The organism is Micromonospora chokoriensis (assembly GCF_000718555.1).
Classification (GTDB): domain Bacteria; phylum Actinomycetota; class Actinomycetes; order Mycobacteriales; family Micromonosporaceae; genus Micromonospora; species Micromonospora chokoriensis_B.
Window position 1 is genome coordinate 175,868 of record NZ_JOAN01000005.1, and the last position, 17,677, is coordinate 193,544.

Annotated in this window: 11 protein-coding genes, 1 pseudogene and 1 CRISPR repeat array; of the genes and pseudogenes, 6 read left to right on the forward strand and 6 right to left on the reverse strand. The window is 65.8% G+C overall.

The genetic code is table 11. The features are described 5' to 3' along the window. Positions 1-2: 2 nt before the first annotated feature. The 4 genes from cas5e (at position 3) to IF46_RS35135 (ending at position 3,448) form a co-directional block, all read left to right on the forward strand. The gene (cas5e, locus tag IF46_RS0109435; RefSeq protein ID WP_030487916.1) at positions 3-752 is read left to right on the forward strand and encodes a type I-E CRISPR-associated protein Cas5/CasD; all 750 of its coding nucleotides are present in this window, start codon (positions 3-5) and stop codon (positions 750-752) included. Further along, a complete protein-coding gene (cas6e, locus tag IF46_RS0109440) occupies positions 743-1,459 on the forward strand; it encodes a type I-E CRISPR-associated protein Cas6/Cse3/CasE (RefSeq protein WP_030487917.1) in 717 nt (238 codons plus the stop codon). The genes cas5e and cas6e overlap by 10 nt, the downstream gene beginning before the upstream one ends. 305 nt (positions 1,460-1,764) lie before the next feature. Beyond that, complete coding sequence (locus tag IF46_RS35130) at positions 1,765-2,874, forward strand: HsdM family class I SAM-dependent methyltransferase (protein WP_051723791.1); 1,110 nt, start codon at positions 1,765-1,767, stop codon at positions 2,872-2,874. A 28-nt stretch (positions 2,875-2,902) separates the two neighbouring features. Next, a complete protein-coding gene (locus IF46_RS35135; protein WP_232233987.1) occupies positions 2,903-3,448 on the forward strand; it encodes a hypothetical protein in 546 nt (181 codons plus the stop codon). A gap of 274 nt (positions 3,449-3,722) precedes the next feature. After that, positions 3,723-4,604: a CRISPR direct-repeat array (repeat unit 28 nt; unit sequence CTGCTCCCCGCGCACGCGGGGGTGATCC). A gap of 739 nt (positions 4,605-5,343) precedes the next feature. Here the strand turns inward: IF46_RS35135 and IF46_RS0109455 are convergent. From IF46_RS0109455 to fxlM, 5 genes and pseudogenes are all read right to left on the reverse strand, one after another. Next, complete coding sequence (locus IF46_RS0109455; protein ID WP_030487920.1) at positions 5,344-6,111, reverse strand: thiopeptide-type bacteriocin biosynthesis protein; 768 nt, start codon at positions 6,109-6,111, stop codon at positions 5,344-5,346. A gap of 27 nt (positions 6,112-6,138) precedes the next feature. Further along, positions 6,139-7,215: a lanthionine synthetase C family protein gene (locus IF46_RS0109460; RefSeq protein WP_030487921.1), complete on the reverse strand. Its 1,077-nt coding sequence runs from the start codon at positions 7,213-7,215 to the stop codon at positions 6,139-6,141. Beyond that, positions 7,212-9,978: pseudogene (locus IF46_RS32400) on the reverse strand (lantibiotic dehydratase). Before IF46_RS32400 ends, IF46_RS0109460 begins: the two are co-directional and overlap by 4 nt. Positions 9,979-10,070: 92 nt before the next feature. Continuing rightward, on the reverse strand, positions 10,071-10,235 hold the full coding sequence (locus IF46_RS33700; protein ID WP_084597841.1) for an FxLD family lanthipeptide: 165 nt from the start codon (positions 10,233-10,235) through the stop codon (positions 10,071-10,073). Beyond that, positions 10,235-11,491, reverse strand: a complete 1,257-nt coding sequence (gene fxlM / locus IF46_RS0109475; protein ID WP_030487922.1) for a methyltransferase, FxLD system — start codon at positions 11,489-11,491, stop codon at positions 10,235-10,237. Before fxlM ends, IF46_RS33700 begins: the two co-directional genes overlap by 1 nt. Before the next feature lie 772 nt (positions 11,492-12,263). On the opposite strand from fxlM, the gene IF46_RS0109480 reads away from it, so the two are divergent. Together IF46_RS0109480 and IF46_RS0109485 are read left to right on the forward strand one after the other, a co-directional pair. After that, positions 12,264-13,802 (forward strand): AAA family ATPase, encoded by a 1,539-nt coding sequence (locus IF46_RS0109480; protein ID WP_030487923.1) that lies wholly within the window; start codon positions 12,264-12,266, stop codon positions 13,800-13,802. Between the two features lie 41 nt (positions 13,803-13,843). Beyond that, the gene (locus tag IF46_RS0109485) at positions 13,844-14,647 is read left to right on the forward strand and encodes an HNH endonuclease (RefSeq protein ID WP_157562805.1); all 804 of its coding nucleotides are present in this window, start codon (positions 13,844-13,846) and stop codon (positions 14,645-14,647) included. A gap of 124 nt (positions 14,648-14,771) precedes the next feature. On the opposite strand, the gene IF46_RS34320 is transcribed toward IF46_RS0109485, so the two are convergent. After that, positions 14,772-17,078 (reverse strand): hypothetical protein, encoded by a 2,307-nt coding sequence (locus IF46_RS34320; protein ID WP_157562808.1) that lies wholly within the window; start codon positions 17,076-17,078, stop codon positions 14,772-14,774. Positions 17,079-17,677: the final 599 nt, after the last annotated feature.

Here is a 17,677-nt window from a genome sequence, read left to right on the forward strand (position 1 = left end):
ACATGGCCACCTATTCCCTGGCGCTCTGCCTCGACGCGCCGATGCAATCCTGGGGATCCAAGTCTCGTGGCAGCATCCGCGACACCGGTCGGGAACCCAGCAAGTCAGGAGTAATCGGCTTGCTTGCTGCCGCTCTCGGGGTGTCCCGCGACGACACCGACGCGCTCGCCGAACTCAGCCGGCTACGGATGGGCACGAGAGTCGATCGGGAAGGCATCCTGGAGCGCGACTATCACGTCACTTTGAATGTGCCCACAACCGCCGGAGGCGGGCATCGGACGGCGCTCAGCAACCGCTATTACCTCGCAGACGCGGTGTTCCTCGTGGTGCTTGAGGGCAATGACGACGCACAGCTCGGCCGCATCGAGGCGGCGCTAGGAGCACCGGTCTGGCCACTCTTCTTAGGCCGCCGAGCTTTCCCGCCGGCCCGACCGCTGATTCAAAATAGCGAAGGCGGGCAGATGTGCAGCGGGCTCGGCCTGATGCCGCAACCCATGGAGGCCGTGCTGGCCAACCACCCGTGGCTTGAGGACCGCCCCGAGGTCCGCGAAGCCGAGCGCCGACGTACCGATCGGACTCCGCTGCGCACAGTAGTTGACTGCGACTCCCGCACACCCGGCGCCGAATTGCGGCTGGACGTTCCGCTCTCGTTCAAGCCGGAGGATCGTCGGTACGCCGCCCGCACCGTCCGGACCGGCTCCGTGTCGCTGACGGACGGGATGATCTCAGTGAAGGAATCTGCGTGTACCTGAGCAAGCTCACGATCAATGTCTACTCGCGCGATTTCCGACGTGACCATGCCGACCTCCGGCAGATGCATCGGACCGTGATGTCCGGGTACCCGAACATGCCCGACGGCACCCCGGCTCGGCAGTCGGAATCTGTGCTCTGGCGGCTCGACAGCGTCCACCGCGGGTTCGTGCAATACGTGCAGAGCAGTTCCAAGCCTGACTGGAGCCGGCTGCCGGCCGACTACCTCACCCAGGCAGCCGAAGTACGCAGTCTGCAACCATTGCTTGATGCCATCGGTCCCGGGCGGACCTTCGCCTTTCGTCTCGTCGGCAACCCCACCCGGACTGTCGTACGCCCTGCCGACCACGACCGGCCGCTGCCTGAGGACGGCAAACGCCCACGCGGCATGAGGATCGCGCGGCACAAGCCCGAAGAACAGATCGAATGGCTGATCCGGAAGGGCAGCCAACACGGCTTCGTGGTGCCCTCCACCCACACCGGTCAGCCCGACGTGTCGCCATCCCCTTGCCTCACGGCAACGGGGCAACGCCGCGCAGGTGAAAAGGGCCCCATCACGGTCGCTCCCGTACGTTTCGAAGGACACCTCGTCGTCACCGATGCCGACGCCTTCCGGGCGGCCCTGCAACACGGCATCGGCCACGGCAAGGCGTACGGCTGCGGGTTAATCAGCCTCGCCCCACGCCGAACTCCTGACACCATGACCTGAATCGAGATGCCGTCCGGCAGCCGCTCTCACCGGCTGCCGGCACCCCTCGTCGAAGCCACAGGGTTGAGAGCTGGCTCCGTCGACACGGCCGGCTACATGAGGCCGGCGCTGAGCAGTGGGCCTGGCGACACATCGAGAGCTACCAGCCCGCTGCGCGGATCAGTGACGCGCTCAGCATCGCCGGCGCCTACCTGCTCATCCGCTCCGATCGACCCGAGGCCGCAGCCGACAGCCTGCCTACCCCTCGGAAGCTCCTCACGCACCTGCGCGCCATCGACCCCGACCTGGCCGACCTAGTCGACGATGTGTTGCCAAAGCAATGGACACCGCAGCTCACCACCCTGTTGAGCGCGGTCGACCAACTCAGCCGGGAGCAGGAGGCGGAGGCCGCCTTCGAGTACCTGCACAGCCAGTACGTCGCCTCAGCTCACTCGCTTTCCGGTCTTGCCGGCACACCAGACGGCGTCGCAGAAGTGCTGCTGAACCTCGCCGGCACCGGAGCCAGCACGTTCGACTTCACCAGCGGCACCGGATCCATCCTGAGGATGGCCGCCGACCGGGCACTGCAGGACGCCGCCGTCACCCGGTGCTACGCACAGGAGATCAACCCTCAGTACGCCCTGATCACGCTGCTGCGGCTCTGGTTCGTACACCTGCGCGCAACACGTTGCGGACACGTAGCGCAGCCGCCCGTCGTCCACATCGGCGACAGCCTGCTCGCCGATGCCATGCCCGGCCTACGGGCCGACGTCGTCGTGGCCAACTTCCCGTTCGGCATCCACGATTGGGGCCACGATCGCCTGGCCTACGACCCCCGCTGGACCTACGGTCTTCCACCGCGCACCGAGCCCGAACTCGCCTGGGTACAGCACGCCCTGGCGCACCTCTCCCCCAGCGGCACCGCCATTGTTCTCATGCCCCCGGCTGCCGCTCTGCGCCCAGCTGGCCGTCGCGTCCGCGCTGAACTGGTCCGCCACGGAGCGCTTCAAGCGGTCATCGCCCTACCCGCCGGCCTGATGCCGCCAACTGGCATCGGACTGCACATCTGGGTGCTCAGACTGCCTGACCTGGGCCAGCCACACGCTGGAGCCCTACTCGTTGTCGATACCACGGCCGCGCCAACCACCGGGGCGATCGCCGACGTCGCAGGGAACGCCTGGCGCGCCTATCTGTCCGACCACTACGCCGAAGAGCCCGGCGTCCACCGCGCTGTACCAGCAATCGAAGTGCTCGATGACCAGGTCGACCTCACACCGCAGCGCTACCTGCCACGATCCGACGAACTCACCACCAACCCGTCACAGATCATCGCCAAGATCAGCGACTTCGATAACCTCCTGGAACAGGTACGACGCAGCCTGCCAGCGGTGCAAGAGGTGGCAACAGCAGCCCTTCGGCTAGCCCCCCCAAGCTGACATCGCCGATTTGGTCCGGTCGGGCGGCATGTCCATACAGCGTGCGATATCCCGTAGCCGATCAGCCCACACCCTCGCTAACGGCCTGGTATTAACTGGAGCCGACGTCCTGGCCGGCGCCCCGGCCACCGGCACAGCGGCCCGTGCCCCCGACGACGACGCCGGACCGGAAGTACAAGCCGGCGACATCCTCATCCCAGTCATCGGCCGAAAGATCAACGCCCGAGTAGCCACTCCAGAGCAAGTTGGGGCCGAACTGGGAACGGGCGTTCAGCTGCTTCGCGTCGACCCGACCCGATTCGATCCGTGGTTCGTCGCCGGCGTTATCTCCCGTACAGACAACCTGCGCGTGGCCGGTCGCGCCTCCAGCACCGGCAGCGGAGCCCTGCGCATCGACATTAAGCGGCTCGCCATCCCCGTACTGCCGCTAGACCAGCAGCAAGCCTACGGACGAGCCTTCTGCCAGCTTGTTGAGTTTCGCATCGGACTTGACCGGGCCGCAGCGAACGGTGCCGCGCTGGCCCGCGAGATCGGCGACAGCCTAACCGCCGGCGCCCTCGGCCCCCCATCCTGATCAGACGCGTCTCCATACGGCTGAGGTGGTGTTCGGTGCCCCGGCCACGGCTCCCTCCACCGCTTGATAGGCGCTGGCGCATGGCCCCACCTCCTCCCGGCGCCGTTGGGGCGTCCGTTGCTAGTCGCCGTACTGCAGCCTCAGCAACTACGCTGCAGCAGAGGTCGTACCCTCGAGATACTTGCTCCCGGAACCGAGACCGACTGAGACGATCTTGCGGATCCTCGTGATTGAAAACGGCAAAGTTGATCTATAGCGATGCAGGTCAAGAAGTCTGCTCCCCGCGCACGCGGGGGTGATCCGTCAAATTTGCTGTCGGGGTGGAGGGAATAAAACTGCTCCCCGCGCACGCGGGGGTGATCCCGTGTTCGCCTTGCCCATCGGGTGAGCCGGCGCCTGCTCCCCGCGCACGCGGGGGTGATCCGTGCGTGCGGCGGTAGCAGAGGTGGCACAGGTCCTGCTCCCCGCGCATGCGGGGGTGATCCTGGTGAAACGTTCCCGGCCCAACCCGGGGCACCCTGCTCCCCGCGCACGCGGGGGTGATCCCCACGGCTTTTCCGCGTGGGTCGACGAACACGCCTGCTCCCCGCGCACGCGGGGGTGATCCCCCGTCGGCGGTGATGTCCAGCTCGACACCAACCTGCTCCCCGCGCACGCGGGGGTGATCCCCGGCTGCGAATACCGTTGATCAGCCCAGCGATCTGCTCCCCGCGCACGCGGGGGTGATCCGCTAGTCCCGCTCCGGGACCAGGTTTGATGTACCTGCTCCCCGCGCACGCGGGGGTGATCCCAACATCTCGTCGGCGCGCTCGGCGGCCATGCGCTGCTCCCCGCGCACGCGGGGGTGATCCCGTGCCATCGGAGATCGGCACCCACCGCGCGTACTGCTCCCCGCGCACGCGGGGGTGATCCCTCGTCGCACCGCTCGGCGATGTTCCATCGGGCCTGCTCCCCGCGCACGCTGGGGTGATCCTCTCCTCAACAGGCTCAGGAGTTGCCTTCAGCCCTGCTCCCCGCGCACGCGGGGGTGATCCCCGCCCGCCGACCTGCTGGCCGCCGACAAGTTCCTGCTCCCCGCGCACGCGGGGGTGATCCGTCCACGTCGAGGCGGAACGTTGCCGTGAACTTCTGCTCCCCGCGCACGCGGGGGTGATCCGTCAATCATTGACGTGCCCTAGCGGTCCACGGGCTGCTCCCCGCGACGCGGGGGTGATCCGATGCATCCGCATGCCTCCACGCGCTCGATGCACTGCTCGATCCGCCGTTCGCGTTGATACCCATGGCTGATGGAGGCCGCGCGACACAGCCAGTCGGCGCAAGCCAACCCAGAAACACCCAACATCCTGTCTGCCATCGACCCGCCCTTCGGGGAGCAGGCCGCCGCCCGGCCCGCCGCAGCCCGCGAGCCGCGACGCCTCGTTCGTACGCTGGCGGGCCGGGCGGCGGCCTGCTCGGCTTGCCCGGGTCGATGGCAGACAGGATGTCCTCACCGCAGCCACCCATTGAGCCGGCAGCCGCGGACGATCCCCGGCCATCCTGGAGCCGGAGCGCCCCCGCCGGAGGCGCTGTAACCGCAGCCCACGCGGCGGCCGACCACAGGACGAACGCCCGGCGGTCCTGGTTAGGAGAACCTCTTCGGTGGTGCTGCCGTGGGCCGCGGATAGGCGCACTTCCGGTGAGTGTTCGCGTTACGACCGGTACGGGCATCGGTCATGCCTGACCTCCGTAGGGCGGGCCGAGCACGGTGTATCAGGCGAGTAGGTCGGTGACGCTCTCTACGGCCGGATCGGACGTGGGGACGCGGACGGGCCTCCAAGGTCACAGCAGGTGATCGCCGATAAGAGACTTAGGCTCGAGCGCGGCGAGCAGGGCATTCGCCAGCAGGCGCTCTCGCGTTAGGTGGATTCGCCGTCGAAGATCGCTTCTTTGGCGGCGCGAGCGAGGGTGGCTTGGGTGCTCGCACGGACTCCGAGGCGGTTCATATGGAAGATCGCGTGTAGGGCGGTGATCGCCCGTATTCCTCGCCTGAGCCGGCCCGACTCGCGGAGGGTGTGCAGCGTCTTTCCGGTGTCTTCGAAGGCGTTCAGCCAGTCGCTGACGATGCCGCCTATACGAGGTGAGCCGAGCAGGAGGCGGCGGACGTCGGCGGTGAGATCAGTCCATGCTCGCGGGTCCTGTGTAGGTCCTGGGCTGACCAATGGGCTGCGCTGATCAGCGATCTTGGCCCAGACGTCGCCTTGCTCGTTGATGTCGAGGCCGGCCGCGCGCATGAGCACAGTACACAGGATGAGTGCGTGTTCCCGCCGGTCGTCGGGGTTGTCGCTGAGGTAATGCAGGAGGTGGTGGCTGTCGTGGTGGAACAGGGCGTGGGCTGCGTTCATGCTGGCGGCGCCACCGAAGGCGTGGGTCTCTGGTTCATAGATGTCGGTGGTCCAGTTGACGGTGTCGGTGAGCAGTAGGTGCACCGGATCGTTGGTCGGCGTAGTGGGGAGGTAGCGGATCCGCCACGGGCCTTTGCGGATGAACCACCACGAGGTGATGAGGCCCTCGGCTTCGGCGGCGGGTAGCACGCGGGCGAGGTGTTCGACGGCTTGCCTCTCCCGTTGCCTGGGGTCTGGGCCGGGGTAAGCGACGTTGACCTGCTTCCAGGAGTTCGATTCCATGAGTGCCGTCCGGTCGATGGTGGCGGTTTAGCAGAGGAGCAGGCAGGCGTCCCATGAGGTCTTCGTAGTTCCGGTCGCGGCTAGGACCGCGCCGGATGTGCCGTCGAGGAAGCCTGCGGGTTCGCCGGCCCCACCTGGGGCTTGCTGGTGGAGACGCTGCAGTGGCGCGAGGGGTATGGGTGTCCGGGCGTCGGCGGCGATGCGGCGTGCGGTCGTAAGGAGGCCGCCGGTTCCGTGGCACAGGCTGCGGTCGGTGAGCTGACCGATCTGGGTCGGGTCTTCCAGGCAGGCGATAAGCGCGCTCTCGGCAAGGTGCTGGCGTGGGTTGTCGCCGAGGGCGAGCGCGGTGAGTTGCTGGGTGCGGGCAATGCCGGGAGTGCCGTAACACCAGGACGGCCGGAGCGGTCCGCGCTGGCTTGGGTCGCCGCGGCGGAGGTCGTCGAGCGTGATGGTCTGGGGCCACCATGGGCCGGTGCTGGTGTGGCGTTGCCAGGTGTCGAGCCACTGGCAGATGCGATTGATTGCCTGGGTGTGTCCGTCGACGGTGATGCCGTCGCGGAGGGTGAGCGCCAGGAGTGCGAGTGGACCGGTGATGCCGTGGGCGATGCCGTGGTTGCTGTGGCCTCCGGCGGTTCCTGGCTCGGTGCCGTTGGGGCCATGTGGGCACCACCAGCCGGGGAGTGCGCCGATGGGTTCGGTGAGTCGTACGAGGTAGGTCAGTACCTCGCGGAGGAGGTCGCGCTCCCCGATGCGACGCAGGACGACGCCGAGGCCGGTCAGGCCGCGGATGAGGTCAAATTCGGCGTACGCGGGCTGTTGGCGTCGGTCGATGCGGCGGTGAGCGGCGCGCAGGCGACGGCGGGTCACCGTGGCGGTCCCGGCTGCGGTGACGGCTTGGGCTCGGGTGAGCGCGGGCCGGTCGGACGCGGCGAGGACGAACGCGAGCGCGGGTACGCCGTAGTAGAGGCTGGCGTTGTCGGCGGCGCTGACGCCGTCGGCGGTTGCCTGCTGGAGCGCGTCGTACGCCGCGTTCCACCTGCCGGCTTCGAGATGCCAGAGGGCGATGCCGACTGCCCCGTCGGCGAGTGACTGTCCTGCGGTCACGACGCGCCGCGGATGAGGATGGTGTGGGCGACGGCGCGGGCGAGGCGCAGACAGTGCCGTTCGGATGCGAGGTCAACGCCGATCATGCGGGCGTGGTGCAGGTGGAGCAGGTCAGCCAGAACTTGGTCCGGGTCGAGGCCGTCTCGGTCGACGAGCGCCCGGTAACCCGTCAGCGCCATGGTGAGCGCCGCCGTCAGGTCATCGTCTTGGTGGAGTCGGCGGGCGTGACTGAGCTGGGTGGGGTCCAGGCGGGGGCCGCTGCGGTGCGGGACGTGTTCGGTTATCCAGCGCGTGCCGTCGCCGGTGAAGCCGTGGGCGATGGTGAGCATGCTGGCGGCGGTGGTGGCGTGCCGGTCGCTGGTCAGGTTCGCGAGGACGGCGCGGGAGTCGGCGGCGAACACGGCTTCGGCTGCGGCGAGGGTGGGCCCGGTGCCGTGGCGTGTCTCGGGCCGGTAGGTGGCCAGGCTGTAGTCAGCCAGGAGGCCCTGCTCGTCGAGCCGCTCAGCCCATGCGGCAACGTCACGGGCGACGTCGGCGAACTGGTTGGCGTCGCGTAGTGGGATACGCAGCCGCAGGTGGGGTTCTGGATCGGGGTAGCGCAGGAACCACCAGCCGGCCGGCAACACCTGGGGGCGTTTCGACAGGTCGGCGAGGATGTGCTCGGTTCGGCCGGTGAGGCGGGCGTCCAGCCAAAGCGATTGGCCGGGGCGGTGCTGCACGGTGCTGGCGGGCCGTGCCGGTCGAGGAGGCAGCTCGTCCTGCGGCGGGGTGCGAGTCAGGGTGAGTAGGAGTTCGGTGGGTCTGCCGTCAATCCAGCCGGCCCGTCCCGGCGCCTCGGTGAGTGTGGCGTGTCTGTGCCGGTTGAGGTGGCTGCGCAGCAGCGCCAGGTGGGCGGTGTCGTCCAGGTCGAGGCGTAGCCGTGTGTCACCGCTGCCAAGGAGTACGTCTGCGGGTAGCCGGTGCTGTTGACGGTGTCGCTGCCAGGCCGCCCACCACTGGTGCCACGTCGCACTACGTTCGGGTAGTGCTGCTGGAGTGATGATCCAGCAGGCCGGGTGCAGGATCGACCGGCCTCGTCGTACGCGTGGCAGGAACGGCAGGCTGTGGCAGCGGCCCCAGTCGAATGGGACGCACGGTGCCGTCCACGCGATGGGGATCTCCGTCAGGAACCGGATGAGCGGCTGCTGCAGCGTCGGTAACAGCAGGCAGTTGAGCAGCATGGGCTCGACCGGCCGGCCTGTCGTAAGCGACACGAGCCAAAGCCGCTGACCATCACCTGCGACGGCCAGGTCCGCGAGCGTCCACTGCGGTTCGGGGTGGAAGTCGCCGACGGGCAGGACGGGCAGCAGCTCGGGAGCTCGGGCGAGCGCGGCCAACCGGCTGCCCAGTGGAGGGCCGGATATCTGTACGGCGTCCGCGCCCGGCAGTGCCGTTGGCAGGTGGGTGTAGACGTCCGAGAACAGCGCGAGTTCGGACGGGGTGAGTAGGTGCAGAACCCGGCCCGCTGCGGCGCCTGCGTGGCGGGCGCCGCTGATGACCGTCAGCGTGAAGTCGCCTCGATCGAGGTCCCGGCACGTAGCCGCGGCGAGGGTGAACTGAAGTTCGGTGTGCGGGACCGGAGGCCGGTCGTCGTCACCGCGCAACTGGTCGATCAGCTCGGCGTCAAGCACGACCTCGGCACAGTTCCGCAGGGCCGCGTGCTGGGCGAGTTCCGCGAGGAGAGCGTCGCGGGCAGTCAGCCCCGACGGGTCGCGGCGGGCCGAGCCGCGGTAGCCAGCGGGGAAGCCCAGGACGCGCAGGACGTCGCGCAGCGGTACGGCCGCGCCTGCTCCCCAGCGTTCGATGAACGCGGAGTGGTAGGCGGCCCAGCCCGGTAGGCGCGGTGCCACGCTGACAAGTACTGCTGCGGCCTCGCACGCCTCGCGGACCACGGCCGGTGGCAGCGTTACGGAGCAGTCGACGCGCAGGTCAACCTGGACACGCTCGCCGGGGTCAGGCAGGTCAACGTGCTGACTAAGGTAGGCGACTGGGTCGGTCACGGTTACCGGTGGGCGGATCTCGGACACGAGGACGCCTGCGGCAACGAGTGCGGCGAGGAGCCGCTCGGCACCGTTGGGCGGGTTCGTGTTGGTCCGCTCGGCCATCCGGGCCATCAAGTCGGCGAACGCGATTGGTGAGCTGGCGAGCTGCACCGCCAGTCGTACCGGGTCAGTGAGGTCGATTTCCACGTCGCTGATCCGGTCACCGTCGCTGTGGCCGCAGGGCACCACCCACGTACCCCCGCGCGGATACCCGATCGGGTTCGTGACGACCCTGACCGAGCGGAGCACGTGCAGATGCCGTTCCGCCCGGGCTGCGTGCTCGGCGATGAACCGGCCATCGGGGCGCTTCACCTCCCTGTGCGCGGCACCCCAGCGGACTGCCACGCGAGGGCCAAGCTGCACGGGAGCGACTCCGGCGAATCGACCGAACGGGGTCGCGCGCGTCGTCCACCTGAGGAGGTACCGGACTGTCGCCTCCACCACGCGGCGCAGTTTCGGCCCGGTCACGGCTTCGTCGGCGAGTACGCGGGCGATCTGTTCGGTCAGCTGTGGCGCAGCGTGGGTAACGGCAGCGGCGAAACCCTGGTATCGCCCAGGCCCGCTGTAGCCATTCCCGCCATTGGTTTGGCTGCTCGACGGTCAGGTCGGGCCACGTCGGCAGCGTCAGATCGGACGGATAGGACGCCGCCCTGATCAGGGCTGCACCCGTCGCTCGGAACATCGCGCGCGCTCCTGAGAACCGGCGGGGCAAGGAGGGGATGTGAGGGTGGGGCCCGACCTCGTGAGGTCGGACCCCACTACGCGGCGTCGCTGTTACTTGCTGCCGCCGGAGCAGGCGTTCGAGCCGGTGTTGCCCGAGCCGCAGCCGTCGTCGGTGGCAGTCGCGTACGCGCTCAGCGCCGGGCCGGCGTCGACCAGCCGGAGGTTGAGCTCGCCTTCCACGTGTTCCTGGCCGACCTCGTACTCGTCGAACTCCATCAGGACTCCCTTCCCTCACTGGTGAAAGCCAGGACGATGCGGCTGTGCCGCTTGTCCACGGCCGTCCCGGCCGGCAAGTCGCCGTCGGGGGTCTGCGCGGGCAAGACATGCAGCGCCGGCGCCGGGCAGCCGGCGCTCACCCAGGCCCGCATGTGCTCGACCATTCGCCCCGCTGCCGCAGCCGCCGCGGAGGTGTCAGAGCCGTGGGCGTACACGCCCAGATCGAACGCGTCACCAGTCCACCGCAGCTCCGACCGGTAGGCGAACGTGCCGTCGTCGTGCAGGACAGCAGGGGTCCCGAACCGCCACGACGGCGCGACGACGCCGGACGAGATGGCCGTGTCCTGGGCGGTCAGCACCACGAACTCCTGGCCTGCGGCGGCGATGCGAGTTGCAAGCCAGAGGTCCAAGTCCGCCAGCACGGTGGGAGGCGGCAGGCTTACTCCGGCCCATGCCTCCTGCCGGGGCGTCTCGAACAGGCCGTCGAGGCCCGGAGACGGAATGCGCTGGCCCTCATCGAGCCGCAGGTGGACCCCGTCGGCCACGTCGACGTACTGCACGTCGTACGCCCCGTCGCCCTGCACCGGCACGAACCCGCACTGCCGCTCGCTCACGCTGACCAGGTCGGCACCGGAACGGCGAAGCGCCCACGATCGAGTCATTCCGAACGTGCGTAGCGGCACCACCAGGACGCCGTTATCGCTAAGCTGCTCGCGCCATGCCGGCGGGACGTCCCACGCCCCGGCGGTAACGATGATCAAGTCGTAGCGGCGGCCGGGATCAACTGGATGTTCAGCATCGGCGCACACGACCTTGACATCGTCGTAACCCGCCGCCTTCAGGCACGCGACTGCCCGGTCCGTCACGTCTGGGTCGATGTCCACCGTGGTCACGGAACCGGCCGCGCCGACGAGTTCCCGCAGCAGCGAGGCGTTGTAGCCGCCGCTACCGATCTCCAGCACGTGACGGCCGCGGAGGCCGCCCAGCGCGTCGGCCGCCTGGCCGAGCATCTCCGCGATGAGGAAGGGCGCCGATACCGAGCTGATGTTCTCCTCACCGCGCCGCTTCGTGATGACCGCCCTGTTCTCGTACGCCTCCTTCAAAGGAAGGCCCGGCGTGAACAGCTCGCGAGGTACCGTCCGCATCGCCGCCTCCACCTCAGGCCGCAACGTCAGGCCCTTGTCGGCATGATCAGCGGCCAGCTGATCGACCATCGCCTGGCGCAGGCTTTCGCTGTTCATCGTTCTGACGCTCATGACCGTCCTCTCCGACGTGTTCGAGCCGCTACGGCTCGCGGCGGCTTCATGCATGCAACGAACAAACGGCGCGGAACCACTTCGAGCCAGTGGCGCTCTCGACCGCGGCCGGGAGGTGACATCGTCGGCGCCCTCCGCAGAACCTGCGGAACTCACGAATCCGAGGTCATCACTCCGTGCGCTCAGACTCCTCGAGCGCGCAGCGGCTGGGAATGCCGACTTGCGGTCCGACCTTGTGTGCCGACCTTCGGTCCGACTTGACACTGAGCTGCGCGCCCGGTCGGGCTCTAGAGTTTTCCTAACGCTCGTCGTGGTGCCACGCCGAAAACAGATGCGTACGCGCCGGGAACAGTTGGTGTGCAGCGTGATGGTGCGGTTATTGCCGGATACGCGTCTACTGATCCTTGGCTGGACGTTGTTCTCGCCTGCCTGCCGGGCGCAGCCGCAGGCACCGCAGAAGTAGATCTACGATGGGTGGGCCGTTGAGCGGCCCTTACTGCTCGCGTTGGCCGCCGCCAGAACGGCTTGACTGCCCCCGGGACCGTGCTGACCAACGTCATGCGACGTAACGCCGGAGGCCCCGAGTTTGATCAACGAGAGCTCACCAATGGTCCTGCGAGGTGAAGGGCCGATGGCTGGCGTCTCTTGCCGCAGACGCTAGCTTGGCCCGGCCGTCACCGTGGCTACGCCGGTCACGGGTACTGTGTAGCGCCCGCACTACCGGACTTGCACCCGTGCGTTCTGCCTGACAGCAGACACCCCTGGAGATCGCATGCTGTTCACCCAGATCGAGCGCGGACGGGGCGACCTTCCGCCGCAAGCTTCGCGGCAGGCCTTCTTGGTTAAGGACCGGTGGAACGATTACGGGTACGTCACCATGTTCCAGCTACTCATCGTCGATGACGCTGGGAACTGGCACGAACTCGGAAATGTCAAGATTGGTGGGTTTGGCGTTCCGGAGGGGTGGACCGCCTGGCCTGACCTGCCTTCTCGGTTCCAACTCCTGGACGATCGGTACTTCTCTCTCGGCCAGGATGACACCTACTACGAGAAGCTCGCCGGGCTTGGCCCGGGAATTCGCCTCCAGGTACTCACCGCATTGCGGGATGTGGCATACGATTCAGCGCTGCTGGTCCGTGCGGAGGCCCTCGACGTGACCACCACGTCGCTGCTGCGAGGGATTCCGTTGGGCGTCGTGGAGAATCAGTTCCGCCGCATCGCTCATGGCGGGGCCCGGGTGACGCCCTACGAGTTCGAATATCAGCCGGCCAATGGTCCCTCCACTACCGGCCCGATATGGTCACGGAGGTTGGAGTTTACCGTCACCCCAGGTGAGCAACCGCCGACGAATATCCACGTGCTCATCGGGCGCAACGCCGTCGGCAAGTCGCATCTGCTGCGTAGCACGGTCCGAGCCGTTGCCGACCGGCGCGCCGACCCGGCTGACACCGGGCAAATCTTCGAGCGCAACACCGCATCTGGACATACCTTCCGCGGCGTGGTCGCGGTCTCTTTCAGCGCCTTCGACGAGTTCGTTTCCATCCCGCAGGCCTACCAGGCCGTGCCCTACGTCCACATCGGAACCTACGATCCGGACGGGGACTACACCTCGGGTCCGCTCGGACGCGAGCAGTTGGCTCGAATGTTCTCCGTGAGCCTAGACACCTGCCTGACCGGTCCGGCGGCCGAACGCTGGACCAGAGCGGTAAAGACGCTGCGATACTCCGGCTCCGGGTTTCTAGAGGACGACTCCTGGATTTCCGAGTTCGGAGAGGCGTCCGCCGAGCGGCGCCGTGCGATGGCCACGGACCTGTTCGCGACCCTGAGCTCCGGCCACGCGATCGTGCTGCTCACCATCACCCGCCTCGTCGACCAGGTCCACGAACGCACCCTCGTCGTCCTGGACGAACCGGAAGCACATCTGCACCCGCCACTGCTCGCCGCGTTCGTACGGGCACTGTCCGACCTTCTTCTAGACCGTAATGGCGTCGCGATCGTCGCCACCCACTCGCCGGTCGTTCTGCAGGAAGTGCCATCCTCCTGTGTGTCACTTATCCGTCGCCACGGCACGCTCGCCGTCGCGCAACGGCCCACCCTGGAGACCTTCGGAGAGAACGTCGGCACCCTGACGCATGAGGTCTTCTCCTTAGAGGTAAGCGACTCCGGCTACCACCGGCTGATTCGCACCGCCGTCCGCGACGGTATGTCGTACGAGACGCTGCTGGACCGCTTCGCTGGTCGGCTGGGCACCGAAGCGAAGGCCATCGCGCGGACCTTGATCGCCATTCGGGACAGCGGCGGAGAGCTGTGATGTGGCCTGTTCCCCGGCCCCTCTACGCTGGCTGGGACGTCTTGAACTTCTACGTAGCATGTATCGTCAGCTCTCGCTCGAAGGACCGCCGCGTCCGGCTCACTCACTGCGGCCAGGATGTCCGCGAAGCGGCCGAGCGTTACGAGTCCGCAGCCATCTTCGGAGAGCTGCACCGGCTGAAGGATCTCGAGGACCAACCTGATGACGACGTTGTCCGGTCGGACCTACTATGGGCATACGACCGAGGCTTGGTCCAGAACGATGCCGGCCGGCGGCACTACGACGAACTTCTCGCCCGAGCCCCGCAGGGCCGCTGCCCGTTCTGTGGGCACCGGGACGTCAGCACCCTCGACCACCAGTTGCCAAAGGCAAGCTATCCACTGCTGGCGGTTGTTCCCGACAACCTCGTCCCGGCCTGCTTCGAATGCAACCACCGAAAAAACGACGCGGTGGCAACCACCACCGCCACCCAAATCCTGCATCCATACTTCGAGGATGCGAGCCGCGGCCGGTGGTTGTTCGCGCGGGTGGTGTCTTTCGATCCTGTTGCTTTCCTCTACTTTGCCGAACCGGATCCGACCTTTACCGCGACGATGCAAGCCCGGATCCGACACCAGTTCACACAGTTCCGGCTGGCGACACTATACGGCACTCAGGCTTCACGGCAGATAACTGGAGAACAGCTACGCCTGAAACAGTTACGCCAGAAGGGCGGGCCGGCAGCAGTAAGCGAACACCTTCACGAGACCGCGGCCAGCTGGGCAGCGACGTCCGTCAACTGCTGGCAGCACGCCATGTATGAGGCTCTGGCAACCAATCCGGACTACCTCGGCGACAACAGTTGAGGGGCCGAACGTAACAGGGCAGGGAGAGTTTATGGAGCTTGACCACCTGCAAATACGCTGCTCATCACCTGCGGCAGAGGGGGCGTCAGTTTGCCCACGTACGGCGACCCACCGCCTCGCGAATCTAATTCTTCGGCGCGCTGCCGTTATAGATTACTTGCTTTAAATGGGTCCTTCCGCCCTTCTGCTCGAGGACTATGGAAACGACGTAGCGTGCTGCGGCTTGCTGAAGGCGCCTACTGGAAATGGTTCTGGCAGAATCGTGAGAGCGAATCACAATGATGGCATGCGTACCATCCGACCATGTGGCGATCCCATCCACCTTGGCCTCACGAGCAAGCGTGCTCTGCATGAGGTCTAGAGCCGTAGCTACCGTAATGGGAATCTGAAATGCGGCTGTAGCGGACGCTAGCCAGCCGTCGGGCCTCGTGCGCTGAAGCTCATCGACGAAACGGCGCACACGGGCGGTGGTTTTGATCCGCAACGGAGGAACAGATATACCCCGTCCTTCAAGATATGCGTATTGCTCATCGAACTCGTACTGATGTGGCATATGCATGATGGATCCGGAATTCGGACCGAGCATCGTTAGTCGTTGGTCCAAGTCGACCTGGTAAAGGTATAGTGCGAGCATCTCAAGCTCGTCCAGGATCACAAGCTGCGGGTGTCCAACCCACCGCTCGCGAAACTCCAGGTACCCCAGGAGTTCTGCTGGACGGCGTAGGGTGTCGGTGACAACGTTGAGGTGAGTCGCACCAACGATCCAGGGCCGACATCTCGCATCCAGAACACCCCAATCATTCAGCCTCCTGACGCGGGTACCGATATCTGCGAGGCCATCAAGAGTGGGCAGCAATTGGTAACACCTGCGAACCTTTGAGCCGTCCACTTCTATTAGCGGCCGGCTGCTATTTGCCGTCTTGTAAAACTTCGCCGGAAGGCCATTCATTACATAATGATAGTCTCGATCCAGTTGCGAACTTCCTTCACTGATCAGAAGCTTGAGCTGAGTAATGTATTGGTTGACGCCACCTCTTCGCGCAGCCGTCTTCAGTGGTGCGCCCTTACCTTCCATCACAATGACGATATCCTCATAAAGTAGGATGCCGTCTATTTCTGCCCTACCTTTTGCGAGTTCGATGAAGACTTGACTGTATCCAACACTGCCAGGCAGCGCCTCTTTGAGCAGACCTAACACGTGTGCATCGACGGCATCTGCCCGGGCGCGCTCCCAGTTCTTGATCTTTTTCGAGAGGAGAGACTCCACAGTCAGGTGCAAGTCAGTGGTGAGAGCTGCGGGGTGCACCAAAAGGGCAACATCCGGCCCAGCCTTCCCTCGTGGTGACGGCAGAATCATGAATGGTTTCGTGCGCTGCGGCACGTCCACGAAGACTGAGGTAAAAGCTGGCGCTTCGCCTGGACGCCAGCCCAGGTCTTCCACCATGGCGCGAGCTCGATCGTTATCGGTGTCGGCTCCCAGGGCACCTAGAGGCGTACCCATGACCCACGGCAGCGCAGTTAGCACGCCCTCATACCAAAGGTGTTTGAAATCATCGCTCGCTGCGCCGATGCTAGATGGTGCTTCATCGAGCACTTTAGCCGCCGCGTCCCATGCCGCCGCGAGCGCCGGCGTAAGTCTTTGATTCCATCGATTCGTAATGCGAGAGCCTAATCTGATTAAGTCGTCAACTCCGTATCCGCACCGATCAAGCAGGGTCTGCTCTTTGCCTTGCGCCAACGATTCGGCCAACGAGGTGGCGTGCGGGGTATACGCGTCTCCACGATAGGCGAGCCAGCGCTGAAGCATCTCTCTCCGAAACGTAGATTCCGGCGAACTTTCGTTGGCATAGTCGTAGGCGAGGCTCAAGGTATATGCCCACATGCGCACTTCTTTGGCGGCTTCCGAGACAGTTCGCCAATCGTCGACTTGGCAAGGTCTCCAGCTTTCCGGAATGGGTGATGAAGCAACGATGCTGACTACCAGCTCAAGGTCTAAGTCTCTTGGCATCGTGTCAGGTTCGAAGTACGAACTCCATCGCTCTGCGCGCGTCGCGAAAATCATGCCACATATCAGCGGGAGCGGATCAAGGCCATCCACGAGGCTTCTCAATTGATCCATGGCGGCTTGCTGTTTATCGGTAAGCCTCTGGATTGAGGTTGTGGCTAAACTCCTGAGCTTTTCTACCTTCTCCGGGGGGAGCGGACGCACCTCTTCCCTGCCGTCTTGTGCAATCACGGCATCGCGGGACTGCACATGCGAAGCAAGGAAGGCTTCGGCAAATGGATCAGACGAAGCCGCAAACCATTCAAGGTAATCGTCAAAACCTTTCGCGGTAGCGAACGTTGGCGATTCGCGGTTTCGTCGACTTCGTTTGGCTTCGATGATTTGATCGGGAGTGGGCTCTGGCAGCCTCGGATCTCGCTGCGACACTATTCTTGGCGGCGTAGCCGATGATGACTTTCGAGGTTCGCGACGTCTCTTGCCCATAGTGGATGATGCCACAACCCAACGTGAGGACGCCACCCAACGAACGCCTACAGCGAAACGGCATCAGAATGATGCTCGGAGGGATCGCGGGTGTGGCCACTGCCGAGGGAACCTCGGCGTCGTGAGTGTTGACTCGGCTGCTTGCCGTTTGGCTACTGCCGCAGTCTGAAGCGGCGCCAATGAGAAGCCGAATCCGGGAGCCGTCCACACGTTCCGCTAGCTGAATGCACCCTGATGGGCAGATGAGGGTGGGTTCGCACGGGCGCGGTCCTGGCCGGCATAGGCTAGGCCCGTCCGCTGCGGTGACTTGCCGTGTCGAAAGTAGTCCCTCTCCTCTTCGCGGTAGGGCCAGTTGTAACCGTCCTGGTGGAAGCAACTCGTGCCGTCACAGCTAGTCCGGCCAAACAGTTGCGCGTCTTTGCAAGGACCTACTTGGACAAGAACTCGTTCGCCGGCAAACCAACTCTGCGCGGGACGGGTCTCTTGTCCTGTCATGTGTCGGCGGGCGGTGATCAGCAGGTGTCCGGGCGCGAGTCCTACTC

Coding starts and splice junctions, on each gene's coding strand:
- cas5e (WP_030487916.1), top strand. CDS start 3: ATGGCCACCTATTCCCTGGCGCTCTGCCTCGACGCGCCGATGCAATCC.
- IF46_RS35135 (WP_232233987.1), top strand. CDS start 2,903: ATGTCCATACAGCGTGCGATATCCCGTAGCCGATCAGCCCACACCCTC.
- IF46_RS0109455 (WP_030487920.1), bottom strand. CDS start 6,111: ATGGAATCGAACTCCTGGAAGCAGGTCAACGTCGCTTACCCCGGCCCA.
- IF46_RS33700 (WP_084597841.1), bottom strand. CDS start 10,235: ATGGAGTTCGACGAGTACGAGGTCGGCCAGGAACACGTGGAAGGCGAG.
- fxlM (WP_030487922.1), bottom strand. CDS start 11,491: ATGAGCGTCAGAACGATGAACAGCGAAAGCCTGCGCCAGGCGATGGTC.
- IF46_RS0109480 (WP_030487923.1), top strand. CDS start 12,264: ATGCTGTTCACCCAGATCGAGCGCGGACGGGGCGACCTTCCGCCGCAA.